General features: G+C 41.3%; 24 protein-coding genes. 10 read left to right on the plus strand and 14 right to left on the minus strand.

The annotated features are described in order from the left end of the window. Positions 1 to 98 precede the first annotated feature (98 nt). On the minus strand, positions 99 to 398 hold the full coding sequence (gene gatC / locus QE417_RS03755; protein WP_311947600.1) for an Asp-tRNA(Asn)/Glu-tRNA(Gln) amidotransferase subunit GatC: 300 nt from the start codon (positions 396 to 398) through the stop codon (positions 99 to 101). Beyond that, positions 385 to 1,125 (minus strand): lysophospholipid acyltransferase family protein, encoded by a 741-nt coding sequence (locus QE417_RS03760; protein ID WP_311947602.1) that lies wholly within the window; start codon positions 1,123 to 1,125, stop codon positions 385 to 387. The genes gatC and QE417_RS03760 overlap by 14 nt, the downstream gene beginning before the upstream one ends. A gap of 40 nt (positions 1,126 to 1,165) precedes the next feature. On the opposite strand from QE417_RS03760, the gene trpS reads away from it, so the two are divergent. From trpS to kdsB, 3 genes are all read left to right on the plus strand, one after another. Next, positions 1,166 to 2,161: a tryptophan--tRNA ligase gene (gene trpS, locus QE417_RS03765; RefSeq protein ID WP_311947603.1), complete on the plus strand. Its 996-nt coding sequence runs from the start codon at positions 1,166 to 1,168 to the stop codon at positions 2,159 to 2,161. 110 nt (positions 2,162 to 2,271) lie between these two features. Continuing rightward, the gene (locus tag QE417_RS03770) at positions 2,272 to 2,886 is read left to right on the plus strand and encodes a deoxynucleoside kinase (protein WP_311947604.1); all 615 of its coding nucleotides are present in this window, start codon (positions 2,272 to 2,274) and stop codon (positions 2,884 to 2,886) included. Positions 2,887 to 2,968: 82 nt separating this feature from the next. Then, complete coding sequence (gene kdsB, locus QE417_RS03775; RefSeq protein WP_311947605.1) at positions 2,969 to 3,697, plus strand: 3-deoxy-manno-octulosonate cytidylyltransferase; 729 nt, start codon at positions 2,969 to 2,971, stop codon at positions 3,695 to 3,697. Between the two features lie 141 nt (positions 3,698 to 3,838). On the opposite strand, the gene xerD is transcribed toward kdsB, so the two are convergent. Continuing rightward, positions 3,839 to 4,738, minus strand: coding sequence for a site-specific tyrosine recombinase XerD (xerD, locus tag QE417_RS03780; RefSeq protein ID WP_311947606.1), 900 nt, complete (start codon positions 4,736 to 4,738; stop codon positions 3,839 to 3,841). A 43-nt stretch (positions 4,739 to 4,781) separates the two neighbouring features. Between xerD and aroQ the strand changes: the two genes are divergently transcribed. After that, entirely contained in the window at positions 4,782 to 5,201 is a 420-nt protein-coding gene (aroQ, locus tag QE417_RS03785; protein ID WP_311947607.1) for a type II 3-dehydroquinate dehydratase, read from the plus strand. A gap of 27 nt (positions 5,202 to 5,228) precedes the next feature. Here aroQ and QE417_RS03790 read toward each other — a convergent pair whose 3' ends face one another. Together QE417_RS03790 and QE417_RS03795 are read right to left on the minus strand one after the other, a co-directional pair. Further along, entirely contained in the window at positions 5,229 to 5,561 is a 333-nt protein-coding gene (locus QE417_RS03790; RefSeq protein WP_311947608.1) for a Rieske (2Fe-2S) protein, read from the minus strand. Continuing rightward, positions 5,561 to 6,319: a hypothetical protein gene (locus tag QE417_RS03795; RefSeq protein WP_311947610.1), complete on the minus strand. Its 759-nt coding sequence runs from the start codon at positions 6,317 to 6,319 to the stop codon at positions 5,561 to 5,563. The genes QE417_RS03790 and QE417_RS03795 overlap by 1 nt, the downstream gene beginning before the upstream one ends. A gap of 220 nt (positions 6,320 to 6,539) precedes the next feature. On the opposite strand from QE417_RS03795, the gene QE417_RS03800 reads away from it, so the two are divergent. Beyond that, positions 6,540 to 8,444 (plus strand): OmpA family protein, encoded by a 1,905-nt coding sequence (locus QE417_RS03800; RefSeq protein ID WP_311947611.1) that lies wholly within the window; start codon positions 6,540 to 6,542, stop codon positions 8,442 to 8,444. A gap of 3 nt (positions 8,445 to 8,447) precedes the next feature. Here the strand turns inward: QE417_RS03800 and ispE are convergent, their stop codons facing one another. Beyond that, positions 8,448 to 9,254: a 4-(cytidine 5'-diphospho)-2-C-methyl-D-erythritol kinase gene (ispE, locus tag QE417_RS03805; RefSeq protein ID WP_311947612.1), complete on the minus strand. Its 807-nt coding sequence runs from the start codon at positions 9,252 to 9,254 to the stop codon at positions 8,448 to 8,450. A gap of 118 nt (positions 9,255 to 9,372) precedes the next feature. Here ispE and QE417_RS03810 point away from each other — a divergent pair, with 118 nt between their 5' ends. The 4 genes from QE417_RS03810 to QE417_RS03825 all read left to right on the plus strand — a co-directional run bounded on the left by QE417_RS03810 (position 9,373) and on the right by QE417_RS03825 (position 15,325). Next, a complete protein-coding gene (locus QE417_RS03810) occupies positions 9,373 to 10,194 on the plus strand; it encodes a thymidylate synthase (protein WP_311947613.1) in 822 nt (273 codons plus the stop codon). Positions 10,195 to 10,333: 139 nt separating this feature from the next. Beyond that, entirely contained in the window at positions 10,334 to 10,816 is a 483-nt protein-coding gene (locus tag QE417_RS03815; RefSeq protein WP_311947614.1) for a dihydrofolate reductase, read from the plus strand. A 112-nt stretch (positions 10,817 to 10,928) separates the two neighbouring features. Continuing rightward, a complete protein-coding gene (gene secDF / locus QE417_RS03820; RefSeq protein ID WP_311947615.1) occupies positions 10,929 to 13,901 on the plus strand; it encodes a protein translocase subunit SecDF in 2,973 nt (990 codons plus the stop codon). 104 nt (positions 13,902 to 14,005) lie between these two features. Further along, positions 14,006 to 15,325 (plus strand): NAD(P)/FAD-dependent oxidoreductase, encoded by a 1,320-nt coding sequence (locus QE417_RS03825; protein WP_311947616.1) that lies wholly within the window; start codon positions 14,006 to 14,008, stop codon positions 15,323 to 15,325. A gap of 119 nt (positions 15,326 to 15,444) precedes the next feature. On the opposite strand, the gene QE417_RS03830 is transcribed toward QE417_RS03825, so the two are convergent. The 3 genes from QE417_RS03830 to fbaA all read right to left on the minus strand — a co-directional run bounded on the left by QE417_RS03830 (position 15,445) and on the right by fbaA (position 17,519). Continuing rightward, a complete protein-coding gene (locus QE417_RS03830) occupies positions 15,445 to 15,888 on the minus strand; it encodes a GNAT family N-acetyltransferase (protein WP_311947617.1) in 444 nt (147 codons plus the stop codon). Then, entirely contained in the window at positions 15,854 to 16,354 is a 501-nt protein-coding gene (locus tag QE417_RS03835) for a low affinity iron permease family protein (RefSeq protein ID WP_311947618.1), read from the minus strand. The genes QE417_RS03830 and QE417_RS03835 overlap by 35 nt, the downstream gene beginning before the upstream one ends. 85 nt (positions 16,355 to 16,439) lie before the next feature. Further along, complete coding sequence (gene fbaA, locus QE417_RS03840) at positions 16,440 to 17,519, minus strand: class II fructose-bisphosphate aldolase (protein ID WP_311947619.1); 1,080 nt, start codon at positions 17,517 to 17,519, stop codon at positions 16,440 to 16,442. 187 nt (positions 17,520 to 17,706) lie between these two features. On the opposite strand from fbaA, the gene accD reads away from it, so the two are divergent. Continuing rightward, positions 17,707 to 18,552, plus strand: coding sequence for an acetyl-CoA carboxylase, carboxyltransferase subunit beta (gene accD / locus QE417_RS03845; RefSeq protein WP_311954580.1), 846 nt, complete (start codon positions 17,707 to 17,709; stop codon positions 18,550 to 18,552). A 211-nt stretch (positions 18,553 to 18,763) separates the two neighbouring features. On the opposite strand, the gene QE417_RS03850 is transcribed toward accD, so the two are convergent. The 5 genes from QE417_RS03850 to QE417_RS03870 form a co-directional block, all read right to left on the minus strand. Next, positions 18,764 to 19,978, minus strand: coding sequence for a hypothetical protein (locus tag QE417_RS03850; protein ID WP_311947620.1), 1,215 nt, complete (start codon positions 19,976 to 19,978; stop codon positions 18,764 to 18,766). A gap of 4 nt (positions 19,979 to 19,982) precedes the next feature. Next, on the minus strand, positions 19,983 to 20,603 hold the full coding sequence (locus QE417_RS03855) for a hypothetical protein (RefSeq protein ID WP_311947621.1): 621 nt from the start codon (positions 20,601 to 20,603) through the stop codon (positions 19,983 to 19,985). A gap of 256 nt (positions 20,604 to 20,859) precedes the next feature. Further along, positions 20,860 to 23,325, minus strand: a complete 2,466-nt coding sequence (locus QE417_RS03860) for a hypothetical protein (RefSeq protein ID WP_311947622.1) — start codon at positions 23,323 to 23,325, stop codon at positions 20,860 to 20,862. Beyond that, complete coding sequence (locus QE417_RS03865) at positions 23,261 to 24,283, minus strand: hypothetical protein (protein ID WP_311947623.1); 1,023 nt, start codon at positions 24,281 to 24,283, stop codon at positions 23,261 to 23,263. The genes QE417_RS03860 and QE417_RS03865 overlap by 65 nt, the downstream gene beginning before the upstream one ends. Positions 24,284 to 24,290: 7 nt before the next feature. Further along, positions 24,291 to 24,605, minus strand: coding sequence for a hypothetical protein (locus QE417_RS03870; protein WP_311947625.1), 315 nt, complete (start codon positions 24,603 to 24,605; stop codon positions 24,291 to 24,293). Positions 24,606 to 24,728 lie beyond the last annotated feature (123 nt).

Raw genomic sequence — 24,728 nt, forward strand, 5'->3', positions numbered from 1 at the left:
AAAACTATCCGGGCTTATAAGATTTCTCCTAAAGTCGAAATGACAACAATAGAAGTATTTTTCATCTGCACATCATCAATCTGCACATCCACACATTTTTATGCTTTCTTCTGCTCAATCACTTTAGCCACCAAAAAGTGCTTACCATCCTGCTCGGGTGCGTTGGATAGTGCTTCCTCGTGGGTAATTTCCTGCCTAACCGCATCTTCGCGCAATACATTTACATCGCTGGTCATGTAAATGAGGGGTTCCACATTCTCAGTATCAACCTCGTTTAGCTTGGCCATAAAGTCGAGTATCTTATTCATGTCGCCAACCAATTCGGTGGTTTCCTGCTCGGTAACTTCCAGGCGGGCAAGGTGGGCAACTTTGGCAACGGTATCTTTATCTATTTGCATAGCTTTCAAATTTATGGTTTATTATCGCAAAAACCTCATCGCGCAGGGCATCGGCATCGGCCACGGTGAGGTGTGCGGTCTCAATAGGTTTGTGTACATGTATTTTGCAAAGGCCTGGTCTGCTTCCGCGCTCAAGGCCGGTATCCCACAATACCTCCCAGTTGTTTAACTGCGTAACAGGTATAATAGGCACTTTATGCTCAATAGCCAACCGGAACGGACCGTTCTTAAATTCATGCAATTTAGGCGGAAAATCGTCTGGTATTTTTCCTTCGGGAAAGATCACCAGTGTCATGCCTTGCTGTAAACGTTCGGCGGCCGTTTTAAATGCCCGGAACGACGACATCTTGCTGTTGCGGTTTACGGGTATATCAACCGTTTGGAATGATAAACGGGTAACAAAATTATTCAACAGTTCTTCTTTACCAATAAAGCAATAGTTGTTTTTAACCATAATGCTCATGGCCGAAATATCGAGGTTGGAAGTATGGTTGGGGCATATAATGTAAGCACGGCTCCAGTCTATGGCCTGCTCATATTCAAAGCTGTAAAATATGCCCGATATGGTCGAACTCAATATCCCCCATATTCTCCTGAAAGCATTCATAGTAGGATAACGCTCCGGCTTTTGGGAAAAATAATATAGGAAAGGCCATAATATAATGAAGAAAGCGGCCACGCTGTAACGGTAAAAATAAGCGTGTACTTTCTTCAATAGTATTTTCATCGATGCCAAAAATATAAAAAATCCTTACTTTCGCCCCATTATGGAAACTGTTGTAAGTGGTATTCGTTCAACCGGTAAATTGCATTTAGGTAATTATTATGGTGCTATCCAGAATTTTATCAAAATGCAGCACGAATACAATTGTTACTTTTTTATTGCCGACCTGCACTCGCTCACCACTCACCCCACCCCCGGCGACCTTCATGGTAACGTGAAACAAGTGCTGGTAGAGTATCTGGCAGCAGGCATCGATCCTGAGCAAGCCACCATCTACATACAAAGTGATGTACCCGAAGTAGCCGAACTTTATTTATACTTAAATATGAACGCCTATTTGGGCGAACTGGAACGTGCCACCTCTTTTAAAGATAAGGTACGCGCCAACCCCGATAACGTGAACGCCGGCCTGTTAACCTACCCGGTTTTAATGGCTGCCGACATCATCATTCACAAAGCTACTAAAGTGCCTGTAGGTAAAGACCAGGAACAGCATTTAGAAATGGCCCGCACATTTGGTAACCGTTTTAACCGCTTATATAACAACGAGTATTTCCCGGAGCCTTACGCGTTTAGCTATGGCGATAAACTGGTAAAAATTCCGGGATTGGATGGTAAGGGTAAAATGGGTAAATCGGAAGGCGAAAGCAACGCGGTATACCTGAGCGATAGCCCGGAGGTGATACGCAAAAAAGTAATGAAAGCCGTAACCGATGGCGGCCCTACTGTTGAGAACCAGCAAAAACCTGATGAGATACAGAACTTGTTCGATTTGATGAAAGTAGTATCGACACAAGATACTTACCATCATTTTGACAACCTGTACAACACCATGCAAATGCGTTACGGCGACTTTAAAAAGCAACTGGCCGAGGATATGGTATTGGCAACAGCCCCCATACGCGAAAAAATAAACGATATAGCTAATGATAGCGAATACCTGAGTCGCGTTGCCCGTTTAGGAGCCGACAAAGCCCGCGAAAGCGCCCAAAGAACCATTAAGGAAGTACGCGAAATAATAGGGTTCAGAGGCTTTTAATTTGGGTTCATAGTTGATGGTTCAGGGTTCGTAGTGTATCTTAGCAATAAGAGCTAACTTAAACCTACCTTTTTACTATGAACTATCAACTAATAACTATCAACTAAAATATGCACATTGCAATTGTTGGAAATATAGGCGCAGGCAAGACCACTTTAACCACCTTGCTGGCCAAAAATTACGGTTGGGAACCACAGTTTGAAGCGGTAGATAACAACCCTTACCTGGAAGATTTTTACAAGGACATGAAGCGCTGGAGCTTCAACCTGCAGATCTATTTCCTCAATAGCCGTTTCCGCCAGATTAGTGAGATACAGAATGGCGAGCGCGACGTGATACAAGACCGTACCATTTACGAGGATGCCTACATATTTGCTGAGAACCTGCACGATATGGATTTGATGGATACGCGCGATTACGAGAACTATCAATCTATATTCGAGAACATTACCTCATTCATCAAACCACCCGATCTGTTGGTTTACTTAAAAGCTTCTATACCTAAGTTGGTCAATAACATACATCGCCGCGGTCGGGAGTACGAAATTGGCATTAGGCTTGATTATCTGTCAAAGCTGAACGAGAAGTACGAAAAATGGATAGACAACTATAAACTGGGCAAATTGCTTATTGTAGACATGGACAACCTCGATTTTGCCAACAACACCGAAGACTTAGGCACCATTATAAACCTGATAGAACGCGATATACACGGTCTATTTTAGTTTTGTGTTGTGTGTTGTCAGTTGTTAGATTTTTATTGCAACAGTTACACACAACTCACAACCGACAACACACAACTCAAAAATGAAAATACTCGGCGTTATACCTGCCCGTTATGCTTCTACCCGTTTTCCGGGTAAACCGCTTGTTGATATTACCGGGAAGGTAATGATACGGCGTACCTATGAGCAGTGTGTAAAGTGTTTAAGTTTAGATGAGGTAATTGTAGCCACCGATGATGAGCGCATACTGAACCACATAAACGACTTTGGCGGCAAAGCAGTAATGACCTCGGTTGACCATCAAAGTGGTACCGACCGCTGTGCCGAAGTTGCAGCCAGTTATCCTGAATATGATGTGGTAATTAATATTCAGGGCGATGAACCGTACATTGATCCGGTGCAAATTAGCAAGGTAGCCGCTTGTTTTAATGCGCCTGATACGCAGATAGCAACGCTGATTAAGAAAATTACCAGGGCTGAAGATTTACACAATATCAACTCGCCCAAGGTAATTATCAATAAACTGGCCGAAGCTATCTATTTTTCGCGCGCTGCTATACCCTACATACGCGGACAAGAGCCGGAACAATGGCTACAACACTTTACATATTTTAAACACATCGGCATTTATGGTTTCCGTTCTGAAGTACTGCAGCAGGTAACCAAGCTCCCCATATCACCATTAGAAAAAGCCGAAAGTTTAGAGCAGCTCCGCTGGATAGAAAACGGTTATCGCATTAAAGTTGCCGAGACGGACTTAGAAACCCAGGCCGTTGATACACCCGAGGATTTAAAGAAATTGCCGGTTTAATTTTTCAATAAATTACGCCACCTATCGTTTCGAGGAACGAGAAATTCTTTTAAGGCGACCGACTAATAATACAATAATTTCGGGAGCCCAATAACCAAGTTCGAGATGATATTTTACTAAAATCGCGAAATATTATTCATCCTAACTCCTCGGGTGAAACTGAATAATTGTACTTTTCAGGTAGTCCCTATCCAAATGCGTGTAAATTTCGGTGGTGGTTATACTCTCATGGCCTAACATCTCCTGCACGGCACGCAAATCGGCCCCACCTTCAATTAAATGAGTAGCAAACGAATGCCTGAATGTATGCGGACTGATCTTCTTTTTTAACCCAATACTTTCAGCCAGCTTTTTAATCAGCATAAAAATAAATACGCGTGTAAGCCTGCTTCCCCTGCGGTTAAGAAAAACTAAATCCTCCTCTCCCTTTTTAATGTTCACATGTACCCGGCTAAATTCAAGCCATTGTTTTAAAGCATTGATAGCTGTGCTACTGATAGGTACCAGGCGTTCTTTGTTGCCTTTACCGGTTACTTTAATAAATTCAATATCGAGATACAGGTTTGATATTTTTAGTTCGGTTAGTTCTGACACACGCAGTCCGCAGCTGTACAGCATTTCGAGCATCGCTTTATTGCGTGATCCATCAGGTTTTGACAAGTCGATAGCGGCAATGAGCTTGTTTATTTCATCGTAGCTTAGCGTATCGGGCAGCTTACGCTGTATTTTGGGTGATTCCAGCAGCTCAGACGGGTCGCTCAATATAATATCTTCAATGAGCATATATTTGTAAAACGCTTTAATGCCCGAGAGGATACGTGCTTGAGTTGAAGGTATCATTCCCAGCTCATTCACCCACTGTAAAAAACTTCTCAAATCGTTAAGTACAATAACATCGGGCTTCAGTACTGGCAATAACGTTTCGGCATATTGCTTTAGCTTATCTATATCGCGGGTATATGCCTCAATAGAGTTTTCCGAAAGCGATTTTTCGAGTTTAAGATAGTTCCTGAAACCTTTTATTGCCGACTGCCAATCCACCCTGTTTTACTTTTAACGTTTTTAATATTATGTTTGACCTGCAATGAAAATACAAATCATCAACGGCCCAAATTTAAACCTGCTTGGCGTAAGAGAGAAATCTATTTACGGTGACAGCAGTTTCGAAACTTATTTTGCTACTCTAAAAGAACTTTTTGTGGGTCATGAGCTATATTATTTTCAAAGTAATAAAGAGGGTGAAATTATTGATAAACTCCATGAGGTAGGCTTCGAATTTGACGGCGTAGTACTGAATGCCGGAGCATACACCCACACCTCTATTGCCATTGCCGATGCTATTGCAGCCATTAATACCCCGGTTATTGAAGTGCATATATCTAATGTACACAAACGCGAAGAATTTCGCCATAAATCAATGCTGGCTGCCAGTTGCCGTGGGGTAATTGCCGGTTTTGGCATGGATTCGTACAGGTTAGCGTTAGAAAATATTGTAGCTGGATAACTAATTAATCTTACCATCCGCAACGGTTTATTTACCAGTAAGCTTTTCCAACCACGATTTTACCTGTACATAAATACCGTCTGCTCTATTTTCAACCGGGTAAATACGTACATAATCGTTTTGACCGGGCGCTCCCCTTCCTGTTTTTAAATCATAAGCGTAACGGTGAAATGGGCAAATAAGTCTTCCGTTTTCGCACCAGCCCTGGCTTAAATCAGCTCCGGCATGGGGGCATTTAGCAGCGGTTACAGATAACTCTCCATCAGCATTTACTAAACAAAGTGATTTGCCTCCGGCTGAAATTTTTTTTAAAAATGGTTTTGATAAATCAGATGGCTCGGCAATCTTATACCAGGCCATTATTCAAAATCAATTCTTAAGTTCATTAATGTTGGGTTTTTTATCAGTTCATCCATATTGGTTTGAATAATTACCTGCTTACGGTCGGCCGAAACCATGGCACGTTTATTATCAATTTTTTTAACCGGTTTGGCAAAGTTGATCACAACCTTATAAGGCGTTTCAATTAATAATGATTTAGCCGCGGCAAAGGCCGAACCTGTTTTTTTGAGAAAGTTGTTAAACTTATCTTTATCAATAATGCGGCAAAACTTGCTCGAGGTAACCTGGTATGAATAACACTCCTGCCCGGCTATCAATTGCTGGGCATTAAACATGCTCATACTTGTTTTTTGTTTACTTTGACTGCCGTAGTTAGCCAGTTTAGACATTTGTTGCAAGTAGTACTCCAAATCGGCCGGACTTTCTGCCTGGTGCTTAATGCTCACCTTCATTAAATCACGTTTCAGGTTCATATTAATAGCCAGGTTGCTACTTTGCGCCAGTTTTGCCTCATCGCGGCTCATTTTGTGTTGGGTACTATCGGGCAGGGCGCTATACAGGTTCATTACCGTATCTTTAGTCATGGCAAATTGCGGGGTAGCCGTTATAGAATCAGATAGCAGGTTGTGTAGTATGGAAACGGCCTTGCTCATATCAAAATCGTAAATAACTTCGCATGTGCCGTTTGCTTTAAAGTTATACCGCTCTACAATATCAACGCATGAGGTAAACGTGCAGGCTAAAAAAATAGTGATAATAAGGTAAAGTCTTTTCATATAACTTATTTTCAGGTAATTATAATAAAAATATTTAGTTGTATCAATTTTAAAGCAAAACACGTATTAACCAAAAGTTCATATCAGCTTATCTTAACAAGCCAACTATCGTACAAGTTAACTAAACTGCTTGTTTTATATTCTAAACTTTAAATATTAACCCCAGAAACAAAATCTGTTTATAATACGTAAAAAGTTTATTTTAGTGCTTAATAATACTATGTTTAGAAGGATTAGCATCTTTTGGATTATTATGGTGTTTGTTGTACTCAACACAAGTGCACAATTAAAATATAGCACCACCAATGCAGCTGCTATTACTTATTACAAAAAAGCTGGCGCATTTTTAGATCGCCAGGATAAGGCTAATGCCATCCAGCAGCTACAAAGCGCCCTTGCTGCCGATGAAAACTTTGCCGAGGCGCATGTTCAGTTAGCCGATCTGCAGAAAAGTTTACAACAAAACAAGGACGCCATAACCCACTACCGCAAGGCTCTCGATTTGTCACCCGAATTAAGTCGCAGCATCTATTTAAAATTAGGTGAGTTGGAGGTTAATAACGGCGAATATGATCAAGCTAAAATCCATCTCGAAAAGTATATTACTTACGCTAACCTTACGCCCGAAAACCGCTTTTATGCCCGCAAACTTATTGCCGATGCCGATTTTAGCATTGTGGCCATCAAAAATCCGGTATCATTCAAACCCATTAACCTTGGGCCCGAAATAAACTCTGCTAATGACGAATATATGCCCGTTTCGGCGGCTGATGATAATACACTCATTTTCACCCGTAAAATTCAAAACAATGAAGACTTTTACAAAAGCGTCAGGTTTAATAATCAATGGGGGGCAGCAACTTACCTAAGCAAATTCATCAATACTTCCGAATATAATGAAGGAGCACAGTCGCTTTCGCAAGATGGTAAATACCTGTTTTTTACCGGTTGTAATCGACCTGATGGTATGGGCCGATGCGATATTTATGTAACGCAGCGCAAGGGTGATGACTGGGGCAAACCTTTCAACTTAGGCGCACCGGTAAATAGTTCAGGCTGGGAATCGCAGCCATCTATATCTGCCGATGGACATACGCTGTATTTTGTGAGCAACCGCAAAGGTGGTTATGGTGGTTATGATATTTGGAAGTGCCGCCTAACAGACAAAGGATGGGCCGAACCCGAAAACCTCGGGCCCAACATTAATACACCGTACGATGAACAATCGCCCTACATTCATCCAGATGATAGCACCCTGTATTTTTGCTCTAATGGATGGCCGGGATTGGGTAATAAAGATTTATTTGTAAGTCGCATTAACAAGGCTGGCAAATGGCAAAAGCCCGAAAATTTGGGTTACCCCGTTAACACTTGCGGTGATGAAAACGGCATGAGTATAAGTACCAGTGGAGGGTTTGCTTATTTTGCATCAAACACATTAAACGGCTACGGTGGCTTTGATATTTACATGTTCGAGCTTCCTGAAAAATCGAAGCCACACTCGGTCACATATGTTAAGGGTTCAATTGTTGACGCTACAACCAAGAAGCCAATTGAAGCTAATGTGGAGATAGTGGATTTAGTAACCAACACACCTGTTTACCAAAACACAAGTTCGGCTACGAGTGGCGACTTTTTGGTTCCGCTGGTTACCGGCCGTAATTACGGATTAACCATTATCAAAAACGGTTATTTGTTTGCGTCCGAAAATTTCTCGCTGACCAAGGGTGAAGCCCATAAGCCATTTCATATTGAAGTGCCTTTAAACACCATTGAAATAGGCAGATCGGCCATTCTCAAAAATATATTTTTTGATGTTAACCGCTATGATTTGCGTCCCGAGTCACAATCTGCCTTGCAATACCTGATAGATTTTATGGCCATGAACCCAACAGTGTCTATTGAAATTGCGGGTTACACTGATAATTCTGGAAATGATGCCATGAATCAAATGCTATCGGCTAACCGGGCAAAATCGGTTTACCAGTACTTAATTAATCACGGCGTAAAAACAGATAAGCTGCAGTTTAAAGGTTATGGTAAAAACGATCCGGTTGCGCCAAACACCACCGAAGATGGCAAGGCCAAAAACCGGCGTACGGAATTTAGAATTACGGCTAAGTAGGCTTTAAAGGTTGTAGAAAACCTGGTTGCCAGTTTCAAGGTGCTTCAAATCGGGCTGTTTATCAAATATCCCGAATACCGATGCCCCGCTCCCGCTCATGCAAGCATACAATGCACCTGCATCATATAAAGCTGTTTTTACCTCTCCAATGATTGGGAATGCTTCGAAAATATGTTTCTCAAAATCGTTTTTGATATGGTGCTTCCATTCGGCAACAGGTAGCTTAACCAGTTCTTTTAAAGAGGTGGTAGAAAGTTGAGGTTTGATTCCTCCATAAGCCTGGGCGGTTGACACGTGTGCCGGCGGCATTACCAATGCCAGTTGGTACGCTGATAAATCAAGTTCTGCAGGTTCAAACTCATCGCCCTTATTAAAGGCATATACAGGTTTGTTGTTAATGAAGAATGCACAGTCGGCCCCTAAGCGGCGAGCATAGTCCATCATATCTTCCGCATCAAGGCCCAACTTAAATAGGTCGTTCATCAACCTGATAAAAAATGCCGCGTCACTCGAGCCTCCCCCCAAACCCGCGCCAATAGGTGTGTGCTTATGCAAATGAATACTAACAGCTGGCAAATCCGTAAAATCCTGCTTAAGCAGATGATAGGCTTTAAGGCAAAGATTGCTTTCAGTGCTGCCGGGTATTTCTATGCCTGATGATTGGAACTTGAGTTTATCGCTTTCTACAACTTCAAGCGCATCTTTAATCATCAGCGGATAAAAAATGGTTTCGAGATTGTGATAGCCATCGGGTCGGCGTTCGGTAATGTTAAGTCCGATATTAATTTTGGCGTTGGGGAAAACAATCATAGCAGCGTTAAAAACCTACCCTATTTTTGCACATTAATAGGAAAGCCAAAATAGATTAATTTTATTTGTATCCGCAAGCATTTTTGATGATGTGTAACGCGCTTGCAAACACGCTTATATGAAACAATATCTCGACCTGATGCGCCACGTGCTCGAAAACGGCGCCCAAAAACACGATCGTACCGGAACAGGAACTATCAGTGTTTTTGGTTACCAGATGCGCTTTAACTTAAAGGAAGGCTTTCCGTTGGTGACTACCAAAAAGCTTCACCTCAAGTCGATTATACATGAGCTTATATGGTTTTTAAGCGGCGATACCAACATCAAGTACCTTAAAGATAACGGTGTGCGTATATGGGACGAGTGGGCCGATGCCGATGGTAATTTAGGTCCGGTTTATGGTTACCAGTGGCGCTCATGGCCAACGCCCGATGGCCGCCATATTGACCAGATCAGCCAGGTAATTAATCAACTGAAAAACAACCCGGATTCGCGCCGCATCATGGTTTCGGCCTGGAATGTTGCCGATGTGGATAATATGGCGTTGCCACCCTGCCACAGCTTGTTCCAGTTTTATGTTGAGCCCCCTAACCCCCTAAAGGGGGAACTAAAAGGCAAGTTGTCTTGTCAGTTGTACCAGCGCAGTGCCGATATATTTTTGGGCGTACCTTTCAATATAGCCTCATACGCCCTGCTTACCATGATGATGGCACAGGTATGCGATTTGGACTATGGCGATTTCATCCACACATTTGGCGATGCCCACCTGTACAATAATCACCTGGAGCAAACCCAATTACAATTGAGCCGTGAGCCACGACCGCTGCCTAAAATGAAAATTAACCCCGAGGTTAAGGATATTTTTGGCTTTAAGTTTGAAGATTTTAGCCTGGAAAATTACGAGCCATGGCCGCATATTAAAGGCGCAGTAGCGGTTTAACCCCCCGGCCCCCCTGAAGGGAGAGTTTTAACTTTGCTTAATTACTTTAGACACAAGACAAAATAATCATATCGAAAAGATTTTTGAAGAAGATAAAGAACTTCTTCATAGATTGGCTCACTATGATTCTATCCCATTCATGAATATCAACATCGTAGTAGCCATAGCTGCCAACAACGCCATCGGCAAAAATAATGAGTTGCTTTGGCATCTGCCTAACGACCTTAAACACTTTAAGCAAATGACTACCGGCCACAGTGTTATCATGGGCCGTAAAACTTTCGATTCTGTGGGCAGGCCTTTGCCCAAACGACGCAATATTGTGGTTACGAGGCATCAAATGAGTATTGAAGGGTGCGAAGTAGTACATTCATTGCAAGACGCTTTGGCATTATGCCAGGGTGAGGCGGAAGTTGATATAATTGGCGGTGCAGAAATTTATAAACTGGCTATGCCTGTTGTTAACCGCATACATTTAACCATTGTGCATCAAGCTTTTGAGGCTGATACTTATTTTCCGGAAATAAACATGGAGGAATGGCAGGAAACCAGCCGTGAGGATTATCAGGCTGATGACAAGCATACCTACCCCTACTCCTTCATCACTCTTGAGCGGCGCTAACAGCTATCAACTTTATTTTGTTTTAATTAAACTGTTTCGCTTACGAAATTTTATTAGATTTGCCTCCTTATTTTAAAAAGCTTATAAATTAATTTTACACATAGATTACACCATGCAAGGTAAAGGGGTTATTAAATTTTTTGCCATTATTGTGGCAGTTGTTTGCTTATACCAGCTTTCGTTCACGTGGGTTACCAACAGCGTGGAAGACGACGCGAGAGCTTATGCCAAAGGAAACCTGGACAAAGAAAAAGCTTATCTCGACTCAATAGCGTCGCAACCGGTATATCCGTTATTCGGTCACAATTATCAATACTGTAAAGAACGCGAACTTGCATTAGGTTTGGATCTTAAAGGTGGTATGAACGTAACCATGCAGGTTTCGTTAAGCGAGTTAATCAAATCGTTATCAAGCGATAATAACGATGTAACTTTTAACCAGGCACTGCACAATGCCGATGTTGTGGCTAAAACCAGCCCCGATAACTACATCGACATTTTTATGCGTGAGTATAAAAAGTTAAGCCCTAATGGTAAACTGGCTCCTATTTTTTCAACCCAGTCAAATCAAAGCAACTTAAAGTTTGATGCCAGCAACAGCGATGTTGAAAAATACCTGCGCGATCAATCATCTACAGCAGTTACCCAATCATTCAACATTCTGCGTAACCGTATCGATAAGTTTGGCGTAACCTCTCCTAACATTCAGTTACAGGCAGGCAACCGCATCCAAATCGAGCTTCCGGGTGTTTCTGAAGCCAGCAAAGAGCGTGTGCGTAAACTGTTACAGGGTTCGGCTAAATTGGAGTTCTATGCAACGTTTGATAACTCAGAGGTTTTCCAGCTATTGAGTAACATCAACGGTATATTAGCTGCAAAAAACAAAGGCGCTAAAAAAGATACTGCTGCTGCACCAGTTGCCGCTTCAACCGACTCTGCTAAAAAAGGAGGTTCGTTATTAAGCAAGGTTAAACAAAATGCCGCTAAAGACACTTCGGCATCTGCCCTTAAAAATAAAAACCAACTGGCCGAAACCATGCCATTATTTGCTGTGTTAACACCTGCATTTGGTCAGGGTCCTAACGGCCCACAGGCCTATCCGGGTCCGGTTGTTGGTTATTCGGCAATAAAAGATACTGCTAAAGTTAACAACTACCTTAACAGCGCAGATATACAAGCAGTATTGCCTAAAAACCTGCGTTTACTTTGGGCTGCTAAACCAAATGATTTAGCCGACAAACGTTTATCATTATACGCTATCAAACTTTCGGGTGCCGAAAACGGTCCGGTTTTAAGTGGCGAAGTTATTACCGATGCTAAAGACGATATTGACCAAAGCAACGGTGGCCGTGAAGTGAGCATGGAAATGAACTCGGAAGGTGCTAAAACCTGGAGAAGAGTTACTGCCGAAGCCGCCGGTAACCCAAGTGACGAAAATGATAATCGTTGCATCGCTATCGTACTTGACGATAACGTAGTATCAGCTCCACGTGTAAGTAACGAAATTTCGGGTGGCCGTTCATCAATCAGCGGTAACTTTACCCAGGATGAAACTAAAGATTTGGCCAACGTATTAAAGGCCGGTCGTTTACCTGCTCCGGCACGTATCGTGTCTGAAGACATCGTAGGTCCGTCATTAGGTCAGGAAGCCATTAACGATGGTTTAATGTCATGTGCCGTTGGTTTAGTGATCGTGTTAGTGTTCATGATACTGTACTACAACAGCGCTGGTGCCGTGGCTGATGCTGCTGTATTTGTTAACGTATTCTTTTTGATGGGTGTACTTACAAGTATTGGTGCGGTATTAACGCTGCCGGGTATTGCGGGTATCGTGCTCATCTTAGGTATATCGGTTGATGCCAACGTGTTAATTTACGAACGTGTGCGTGAAGAGCTTGCCTTAGGCAAATCAAAACGTATTGCCATTGCCGATGGTTACAAACATGCTTTATCTTCTATTCTCGATTCGCAGATAAGTAGCTTCTTAACCGGTGTTATCCTGTTCATCTTCGGTTCAGGTCCTATCCAGGGCTTTGCTACCACGTTGATGATCGGTATTATAACTTCGTTGTTCTGTTCGTTACTAATAACACGCGTTATTTTTGAATGGATGTTAGACAAAAACATGGATATTAAGTTCTCTAATCCATGGAGCTCTAAACTGTTCAAAAACGCAAACTTTGCATTCGTTAAAAACCGCTATAAATTCTATGCATTCTCTGCGATCTTCATTTTGGCAGGTATAGTATCAATGGCTACCCGTGGTTTTAGCTACGGTGTAGATTTCCAGGGCGGTCGTAGCTATGTGGTTCGTTTTGAAGAAAACACAAGCACAGAAACTGTACGTGATGCCATTGAAAAAACGTTAGGAGTAGGTAAAGCCGAAGTAAAATCTTTTGGCGGCGAGAAACAAGTTCGTGTTACCACCAACTTTATGCTCGACGAAAACACCACTGCTGCAGATAATAAAGTAGAATCAACCCTGCGCAGCGGTTTATCTCAAATTTCGCCTAAATACACCATTCTTAGCTCACAAAAAGTAGGTCCAACCATTGCCAATGATATTAAAACATCGGCTGTATGGACGGTTATCTTTGCTATTGTTGCCATCTCGGTTTATATCTTGATCCGTTTCCGCAAGTGGCAATATAGCTTGGGAGCTATGGTGGCCACCGCTCACGATGCGCTGCTGGTATTATCGTTCTTCTCACTGTTTAATGGTATTATGCCGTTTTCATTAGATATCGATCAGGCGTTCATTGCAGCTATCCTTACCGTAATTGGTTACTCCATTAATGATACTGTGGTAGTGTTTGACCGTATCCGCGAGTTCCTGAACCATAGCCATGCTAAAACTGATGATACTGCTGTAGTAGTTAACCAGGCAATTAACAGCACTTTGAGCCGTACAATTATTACTGCATTAACCGTAGTGTTTGTGTTAATTGTATTGTTTATCTTTGGTGGCGATGTTATCCGCGGATTCTCGTTTGCCTTATTAGTGGGTGTGTGCTTCGGTACTTACTCGTCTATCTGTGTTGCAACCCCGGTTATGCTCGATTTTGGCAAGAAGCTTAACGCATAAAATTTCAACATAAATTTTTTTCTAAAAGGCTTCAAAGAACATTTGAGGCCTTTTTTGTTATTATAATACAAGAATCACCCTACACACAAACTGTGAATACAAACATGGATTCAAAACAAAACACAAAATTTCCGCTCGTTGTAATTGTTGGCGGCGGATTTGGCGGTGTTGAATTAGCCAGCCGACTTGCAAAAGAACCGGTTGAAATTCTGCTACTTGATAAACATAACTATCATTCATTTCCTCCCCTGCTGTACCAGGTAGCTACCGGAAGCCTGGAGTGTGAATCAATTGCCTTCTCGCTTCGCAAAAACTTTCAGGGACAAAAAAACCTGCGTTTCCGTGTAGCCGAAGTAAACGGTGTGAATACTGCACAAAATACTATTGATACCACCATTGGTGAAATTGCATATGATTACCTTGTAATTGCTACCGGCTCTACCACCAACTTTTTTGGCAACAAGGATATTGAGCAATATGCCATGCCAATGAAAACTATACCCGAGGCACTTAACCTGAGGTATATGTTTTTGCAAAATTTAGAGCAGGCCGTTATTGCTAAAACCAAAGAGGAACGCGACCCTTACCTTACCTTTGTAATGGTGGGTGCCGGACCTACCGGTGTGGAGCTTGCAGGATCGTTTGCCGAATTACGTAACCACGTGCTTTCTAAAGATTATCCTGAACTCAAAAAAGAAGACATGAAAGTTTACCTTGTCGACTTTTTGCCAAGGGTATTAGGTCCTATGTCTGAAGAGGCTTCGGCTAAGGCCAAAGAAGCGCTGTTGGGCATGGGCGTTGAAGTTTTGCTGAATGTAAAAGTACAAAGTTACGATGGTACAGAGCTTAAATTTGAAGACGGACGGGTAATACCAACGCGCAACGTGGTATGGTCGGCAGGTGTTATGGGTATTGTACCTAAAGGCATTGCCAAAGACAATATTGTGCGTGGCAACCGTATTAAAACCGATGAAATTAACCGCGTGGTAGGTACTGATAACGTTTTTGCCATAGGCGACGTTGGCGCTATTATTACCGAAGCTACGCCAAACGGTTACCCTGGTGTGGCACAGGTGGCCATACAACAAGGTAAAAAATTGGCCGAAAATATTGCAAACCTTGTTCAAGGTAAACCTACCGAACCCTTTAAATATAAAGACTTAGGCTCTATGGCTACCATTGGCCGTAACAAAGCGGTAGCCGATTTAGGAAAGATCAAATTAAGCGGGTTCATAGCCTGGTTAATATGGATGTTTATCCACTTAATATCGCTTTTGGGCTTCCGTAATAAAGTGGTAACCTTTATTAACTGGTTAGGCAGCTATATTACTTATAATGGCGGTACACGCTTAATTATCCGTCGTTACGTACGCGAAGCCATACCTGAGGCCGATGAAGCCGTACAGTTGCCTAAAACGGACTGAGCTAAGCTAAAAGGATAAAGGCTCCATTTAGGATGAAAGGTAAAAGGCCAAAGGTGAAGGGTTTGAAAAACGCTTGCCTTTGGCCTTTTGTTTGGGAAATAGACAAAAACCTTTCGCCCTTATCCTTTATCCATTGCCTTATTCAGAATCATCTTGTAATGTTGTATTCCGGCTTCTTCAAACATAGGGCCGGTTTTTTCAAAGCCAAATTTCTCATATAAAGATACGGCCTGAACCTGGGCATGCAGGTATACATAAACGGCATCATCAGGTAAATCATTCAGCACGGCTTGTACCAGTGCCTGCCCCACTCCTTGTCCACGGTATTCTTTTGATACAGCAAACCGCTCTAACTTATAGCCCCTCTCGGTTTTGCGCCAACGTGCGGCTCCAGCCGGTTCACCATTAACTTCGCCTAAAAAGTGGTTCGATTCATCTTCAAATTCCCATTCCAACTCGGGTGGACAGTTTTGTTCATCAACAAACACAACCCGGCGTACGGCAAATACCTTATCGAGGTCAAGCTGCTCAGTTACTTTTCTTACGTTTACTATGGTATTCATGTATTCTTTGTGAAGTGCTTTTTGATCGTTGAGACTTTTCTTCATGATTTAGCTCTGCTGCATCAATAGTATGCGTACATCCTAAATCATCTTCGGTTTTAGCCAATGCAGCCAGGCGCACATAAAAATTATGTATTTGCTCCAGCTCTTTTTCACTTAATTCCTCAATATTCACCATTTGGTTACTGGCACCCTGCATAGCGGCAATTAACTCATTCAGTTTCATATGCACGGCTCTCGAATCTTTATTTTGAGCTTTTTGAATAAGGAACACCATTAAAAATGTAATGATGGTTGTACCGGTATTAATCACCAACTGCCAGGTTTCTGAGTAATTAAAAATGGGGCCGCTGGCTGCCCATACAACAACAACTAAAGCTGCTCCAATAAATGCCGCCGAACTACCGGTGGCTGCGGTAGCCCAATTGGCAAAGCGCTCAAAAATACCACTCTTTTTATCAGCCATGTTTTAAAAAATTTGTGCTTGTAATATGATAAAAAAACGCCGATACCTCGGGGTACCGGCGTTATGTTTAAACACAAAAACTTTGTTACAGTTTGCTGTTTACATCTAAGCAATTTAAATCGGCAAAAGCCTGTGTTAAACGCTTAACAAATTGTTCTTCGCCTTTGCGTAACCAAACGCGCGGGTCGTAATATTTTTTGTTTGGTGAGTCTTCACCTTCAGGGTTGCCAATTTGCGATTGCAGGTAACCTTCTTTTGATTGATAGAAATCTTTAATACCTTCCCAAAATGCCCACTGCATATCGGTATCTATATTCATTTTGATAGCACCGTATGAGATTGCCTCACGAATTTCCTCCTGGCTCGAGCCCGAACCACCGTGGAATACGAAGTTGATCGGCTTCTCAGCAGCAATACCATGTTTTTGTTTCAGGAACTCCTGTGAATTATGCAATATTACTGGCTGTAGTTTTACGTTACCCGGTTTGTACACACCGTGTACGTTACCAAAGGCAGCAGCTACAGTAAAGCGATGGCTAACAGCCGATAAATGCTCATAAGCATAAGCAACTTCTTCAGGCTGGGTATATAAACGTGAGCTGTCTACGTCGCTGTTGTCTACACCATCTTCTTCGCCACCGGTTACACCTAACTCAATTTCAATGGTCATGCCCATTTTAGCCATACGCTCCAGGTACTTGGCCGAAATTTCGATATTTTCTTCGATCGGCTCTTCTGATAGATCGAGCATGTGCGATGAGAATAATGGTTTTCCGGTTTCGGCAAAATGTTTTTCACCGTGCTCTAACAGGCCATCAATCCATGGTAATAATTTTTTGGCAGCATGGTCGGTATGTAAAATAACCGCAACGCCATAATGCTCGGCTAACAAGTGTACGTGTTTAGCGGCTGATACACCACCTAAAATACAAGCCTGTAGTTTAGAGTTATCTAATGATTTACCTGCATAAAACTGCGCACCACCGTTTGACAGCTGAATGATAACCGGAGAGTTTACGGCTTTGGCTGTTTCCATAACTGCGTTTACAGTGTTGGTGCCAATTACGTTTACAGCCGGTAAAGCAAACTGGTGCTTTTTGGCTGCTTCAAACATTTCCTGCACCTGATCGCCGTGCAGTACGCCTTTATAATTTTTTAAATCCATAGTACTTGGTTGGTTTACTGCACGAATGTATAAAATTTATGCGTTGGTGTGATAAATACACTGTTAAATTGATGAAAATTGTTCAATTATTAATCTTCATATAATAAACGTAATTTGGCTTTAACGGTTTAAATAAGATAATTTTTGTTTCTTTGCACCTTTATTATAATCATTGATGGAATTACCAATGGCGTGGTTTAAGAGAGAATCGAAGGGGATCACCACCTCTACCGAAGATAAAAAGGAAGCACCTGACGGCGTTTGGAATAAATGCCCAGACTGTAAACGTCCGCTGCATTACACTGAACAAGTTGAAAACCAATACGTTTGCCATTACTGCGGTTATCACCTGCGTATAGGCTCTAAAGAATATTTTTCGGTACTGTTTGATAATAATGAGTTTACCGAATTGTTTGCAAACCTGCGCTCGGGCGACCCGCTGGAGTTTGTGGATACCAAAAAATACAGTGACCGCCTGAAAGAAACAATGGCCAAAACCGGCTTAAAGGATGCCATTCGCGCCGCTCATGGACTCGTTGACGGTATGCCGCTAATGGTGGCCTGTATGGATTTTAACTTCATAGGCGGCTCAATGGGTTCAGTAGTAGGCGAAAAAATTGCCCGCTCTATTGATTACAGCATTCAAAACAAAGTGCCTTTCCTGATGATCTCAAAATCGGGTGGTGCACGTATGATGGAAGCTGCATTTTCATTGATGCAAATGGCCAAAACATCGGCTAAACTGGCTTTATTGGGCCAGGCTGGGGTACCTTACATCTCCTTGCTTACCGACCCAACCACAGGCGGTGTAACCGCATCATACGCTATGCTGGGCGATATTAATATTGCCGAACCAGGTGCGTTGATAGGCTTTGCCGGTCCGCGGGTTATTAAAGAAACCATTAAGAAAGACCTGCCTAAAGGTTTCCAAACTGCAGAGTTTTTACAAGAACACGGTTTCCTTGACTTTATAGTTGACCGCCGTGAAATGAAAGAGAAACTGGCTTCGTTCCTTAAAATGATGGCTAATTAAGCATATTATATTCATAAAAATGCCCTGTATATCAGGGCATTTTTTGTTGAGTGCTACTCTCCCATTTTTACTTTTGAAAACCGCGAAATTGCGCGATTTTACCCCGGTGTTTCACTGACACAATCCCTGTCAGTAGTTTAATTTTAAAATTGGTTGAGCAATTTGAAGTTGCGTGATTAATATGTGGTAGTTCCCATTAGGCAAACGGGGATTACTGCCCTTTGCCTTTGGCTAAACTTGAAAGAAGTACCGAGTAACCGAACTGAAATTGCACAAACTGGTTTGAAGAATCAACATGATCGGTTGCTACAAAATAGTTAAAGCGGGCAAATAACCGGTTAGCTTTATTTTCAAATGCATTCCAATATAATTCAGCACCCAACTTCCAGAAATTCTTTTTTAAATTTTGGATTTCACCGGCTGCATTTGTAAAATTTGTTTGTGCACTATACTGTTTAATAAACCTTGCATAAAGGTCGGCACCAATATTATCACTTGTTTTAAGATTAGCTCCTGCCTCAAAAAACAGGTTTGGAGTGGTTACCGATACGGTATCAACCTTTTTTGCAAGGTAGCCCATGTTTAAGCCCACTCCTGCATCAAGATATAATGAACTAAGTGATTTTTTTCCTGCCCAACCGCTAATTAAATTTACAGCTACCTCAGCTGAGATATAACTTTTTTGTAGAAGTTTGCTTCTCGAAAATTTAGCCGAATCAGCGTATTTCAATTGGCTGTCAAATTTTGCAGCATTAAAATTCACCTTAACATAGTGCCCCGGAATAAACACTCCGGAATTACGATAATTGTATTTATAAATAATATGCTTAAACCTTGCATCTGTTTGTGCTATGGCATTAGGCTTCCCGCCAAACAAGCCTAACGCATCACTATATAATCGCAAATCCAACACGTTGTTAATTCCTACATTTCTTTTCAACACAATTTCTTTATTTGTTGGAGTAAGCCAGTATAAGCCATCATCTACCGCAAAATTGTTATAAAATTTCCACTGAAAAACATCTTTAATACCTATGTATTCATCGCGGTTTAGAAGCCCTTGCAGCCTGTCATTTTTAGAAAAACGGCGGGACGTAATATCAATAGGAGAATTTGAATTACTAAAACTGTTGTCGGCCGAGTAAACATTAATGTCAATGATGTATCCATCTTTAACTAAAAATGAAATACTATCAACTCTTATCGTAATATTTGATTTAATACCTCCGTAGTTTAAATTAATTTTTTTGTTAGGATCGTACCTTAATGATGCAACCGGCTGATGTTTATCATTATTATCTTTAATATACTCCTCAAATTTGGCACGATAAACAGAATCCTGCGCATTAGTTACACTACAAAATGACGTGATGAAGCATAACAATATCACTAACCTTTGTGAGGTTACACTTATTAAATGTTTCATATGATTATTTATTTATGCTTAATGTAGACCGCTTTTTGGACGTAGTTAGCAGTACCGGGGTAGATTTTACGTTATCGTCATCATTTATAGGGATAAAACCTAAAACATCTGAAAGCTTTAAATTACGTTCGGGATTATTAGAGACTAATAAAATTGGAGAATTGGTGGCATTGAGGTCTTTGAAATCAAATTCCTTATCAACCCAAAAAAGCTCTTTTCCGGTCATTAATATTAAGCGGGTTATTTTGTTCTTTTTAATTACAGCTCTTACACTATCAACACTGGCAAAAACATACTTTGCGTTTTCGTTCTTCAACTTTAATTTTTCAGTAGCACTTAGTTTTGCAAATTGTGGGTTTTCAACCGGTTTACCTTTATCATCATAAACCTTAATGTTTATGTTTTTTAAATCAAGATAACCAAATACATCATCGGCTTTTACTTTATTGGCTGCGTTTACAGAGTCGATAACCTGTTGTTTAAACTCTTTAAGATTTTGTGCTGCTTCCAAGATCTGCTTCTGCAACTCAGAAAGTGTGGGCTTTTTTTCGGCCGGTTTTGTGCTGGTTTGCGCGCATACAATAATGGGCAGTAACAGCAACAGTAAGGTATAGATTTTTTTCATGTGTGTTTGAGATTAAAGTGTTTGGTAACAACTGGTAGAAGTATATATTAAAGTTCGGGGTATATATTAAGCTCTAACATGTGTTATTAACTTATTTACACTTAGTGTTTTAACGGTAATAAGCTTTAATAAACAGCTATTGCCATTTGTTAGTTAAAACTTCGTGGGGTAACTCTCCACTTCCTAAAACTGAAAAAGCCCTGCAAGTAATTTACCTGCAAGACTTTTTTATATCCCTTTTCTTTTCAATTTCACCTCATCTCATCCCTAAAAAATCGCTAAAATAACTGCATTCATTTATAGCAGTTTTATAAAATCTGGTCTTGCTATAGCTGGCTTTTAATTGAGCAAAGTATGTGTTTTGTCTTATGGTACGGCTGTACAGGTTCTCTGCTTTATTGTATCTATCACTATTATCATAACCGTAATAAGCATATGATGGCATTACCATTTGCTTTTGCTGGCACTTGGCAGCCATGAAAGTACATTTAGCTTTAAATTCAGGGTCGCGACTTAATTCGCGCGCTTTCAGGTAATACTTTTCGGCATTAGTGCTTTGTATATAATCGTCGTCGTAATAGTTTTCCTTTTCACGGCCTGCATCGCTTGCAGCCCAACTGTAGCTTATAAAACACCACGAATTGCCATGCATGCCAGTATTATACAGAGCCGTTGCGTACTTGAAATAATCTGCCGCATTAGGCAAAGTTTTCATTCTTTGCTGCAAACGGTTCATAGTCTGGGCAAATTCCAGTTTATTATAACTGCGCGATTTTGGTGTGAGCCATACCTTAGGATAATCGGCCAGGCGGCTTATAAAAGGGTCGCTCCCCTGCCCGGTGTCGTAAAAATTACTTCTTAACGAATCGAGCTTTGTTTTACTCACATTTTTAAAAGCAGTAGCGGCTTTATCATATTCATGGTGGCGCAAGTAAGTAGTACCCAGTAATTCATAAAGTTCATCAGCCGGATGCTTGCGCAAGTTTTGGGTTAGCAATTTTAAATAAGCGTCTTTAGACGGATTGTTGCGCCAACTGATAAGTTTAGCTACCGATGAGGGGTGAAGGCTGTTTTGCCAAAAGCTCAGGGTTACCGGGGCCGTGTACACATCAGTATTTCCAGTACCATCGCCTTTTGATAATGCCACCGCAGCTTTGCTTACTGCACCTTGTTTATAATACGCAGGAGCCAGTATAGTTTGGTAAAAATTCCGTGCCGATGTAGCAAACGGCCGCTGGCTATAATGGCTCCACGAGTACATATTTTCTATGCTTACTTTGACTTTGGCCTCGGCCTCAACCTTTTTATCAAGCCATTGCAAAGATGGTAACAAGGATTGCTCGTTAACCGCATTTAACTGCCGTATGCTTTGAGAAGTAAGTAACAGGTTAATGAGTTGCTTTTGGTCGTTAAGTTTATCACGTAGGTTTACCCCTTTTAAAGCAGCTAAATGGTTCCAACCTGCTTTGGTAGCATTTTGCATCCAGGCTAAATAGGCCGGCACCAGCTTACCAAGGCCGTAATCAGGACTTTTACGATCATTAAATAATTGGCTGCAAAAATTATTGAGCGCAATAATGTGGTTGACTGATGACCGGCGAACGCTATCATAGTTTGAATCGTACCCCCAATAATTGTAAGAATATACCGGGCTGGCAATAGATGTTCGTTGCCTACTTAACTTACGGTCAAGAAAAGTTTCTTCTAACTTGTTAACCTCGCGTGCCAGCAATATGCTAATAACAGGCGATTGGGGTTCGCAACTGTAAATTTCTTTCAGGTACTGTGTGTTATAAACAGGGTCGCCAAATCCTTTAATGCCATATAAAACTGCTCGCTCATGATTGTTTTTGGCTATAGCTAACACTTGCCCAAACGGAGCATGCGTCCAATTGTAGCATCGGTAAGCCTGTATGCGCCGCTCAGGATATTGTTCAAATACACGTGAAAACAAGTATGCCGATTTTACACTGTCTGGTTCGGTACCAGCCTGTTGGGCAAGCGCCCATCCCTTCACATGGCTTTTAGAGTTGTTGTTTTGAATAAATTGGGCGTAAACTTTGCGGGCTGCATCGTGCTCGCCGGCATATCGTAGTAAACGCTGCGCCTGATAGGCGTAACGCAGTTTTAAAAAGCTGCTTTTGGCTGATTTCGCTTCCAAGATAGCCTCATTGCCCAGTCGCGATAATTCAGCAGTATCGCGCGGAGCGGGGTCCCAACTGCTTTCAACCGTTGCATAGGGCTCGGCACGTTTGGCAAAGCGGTAATACGTTAAAGCATCGTTATGTTGCTTTTGATGTAAGGCCAGCAAAAACGTGTTCATCTTCAGGCTGTCGGCCAATTGAGTTTTTCCGGTTAAGTAACCTGCCTGTAGTACAGAATCGGTCTTATCATTAAGCCCGTACATGGCTTCTTCAACGTGAGTAGCTTTTACATTTTTTCCTAAATATTCTGCCCATTCAGCGCTATTAATGGCCTGTTCGTTTGCAGGTTCCTGCTCATCATACAAAAATGCCATGCCGGTGAAATTGAACGGCTTATATTCATCAGTAACCGACAGGTTATTATGAAAAAAGGAAATATAATAATCATACGGGTCAACATCGGGTCCACAGGCTATATTTACGGCAACGTCGGCAAAAAATATAATGATAAAGCTAACGCAATATATCCGCAGTTTCCTGTAATTGCCGGGGCGTGTAGTTTTTAATGATGTTTTCATCCAGGTGGAAATAAATCAGCTTGAGGTTATCATTTTTAAACAAAGGCGAAAGATACCTGGCGAGTGTATTGATGTTGTTTATGCCTGTATCTTCCCACCGTATTTCATCATTTTTAAGCAGGTAAAATTGTGGCAAATTGGCAATAGCCCGGTACCTGTTATCTCCTATAAATATAAACTGATTTTTGTTCTGCAGCTGCGCTAATTTTATAGTTCTTGAAATACCCGCATACTGTTTATTACGAAACACAACTGCCCAGTTAAACAACGGAAAGCCCACATCTAAAGGCAGCGGATATTGGGTAACGTTGTTATGGGCATACTTCTTAAACTCCTCAATATCCAGTATAGAGTTTTGGTTGCCATGTTTACGCAAATTGCCCATGTTATAGCACATGAGCATTGCCTTATTTACCGGCAGTATACCGTTTCTTTTCAAGTTTTTAAGCTGGTGCAGGCGTAATGTGGCCGATAGTGCCTTCCCTTTTAAAGCAGGATGCTCCAATAGCTTATGAAGCAGATAAAAATAGTTATTCTTTGTGGTTACTGTCCAATCGCAGTCTATTTGCAGTTCGGGGTAACTGGTTTTACCCGCTTGTTTTACCTTACCATTTACAAAAGAGGTTATATGTTGCGCCAAGGCATCTAACTCAATTTTAGTTAAATTTCGTAAAGCATCATTAACAATAAAAACCACGGGGATGATTTGAACACTATCGGGCAGTTTAACTTTAAATATGATGGGTGATACAGGTATTAGCCGGCCGCTTACCTTATCAATATCCACATCCATTATACGCGTGTATAGCGCAGAAGCATGCAAACTTTTGATGTAGTTTGTTTCGGTATTGTTGTCCTTATAAACGGTTTTCCAATAATAAAAAGCAGTGTCTATCTTTCTTTCGTGCCGGCACGAGGTAAATACAAATAACAACAGTAATAGCAGGCGGTAATTCATTACGAATTTAAGCTAACTGCATTAGTGAGATCATCCCACCAACCCCCATCAACACAGCCCAGTACCTCATATCAATCCACAAAACTGTGTTTTTGCCACTTTGTATCTTTCCGGTAAGCTGAATTAAGCCGGTGTTAACGTTTTCGCGCTTGTAATCTAAATAGAACAGTATAATAGCCGAGGTAATAAGCGTAGTTCCGGCAACACAATTGTCGTTAATATTTAATGCATTAAAAATTATGAACAATACAAATGCAATTAGCATGGGCAGCACAATTACTAACGCACCTTTACCTTTAAAATGAATAAAATGCCCTAACATGCAGTGGGGTTTATGTTTACCGAAATTAATAAAATAGCTCATAAATCTTACTATCAAATACCTTCAATAGCTTTTATTTAGATTAATTATAAATAATTTGATTATTATAGATTTTTCATGTTA

Source organism: Mucilaginibacter terrae, from assembly GCF_031951985.1.
Lineage (GTDB): Bacteria > Bacteroidota > Bacteroidia > Sphingobacteriales > Sphingobacteriaceae > Mucilaginibacter > Mucilaginibacter terrae_A.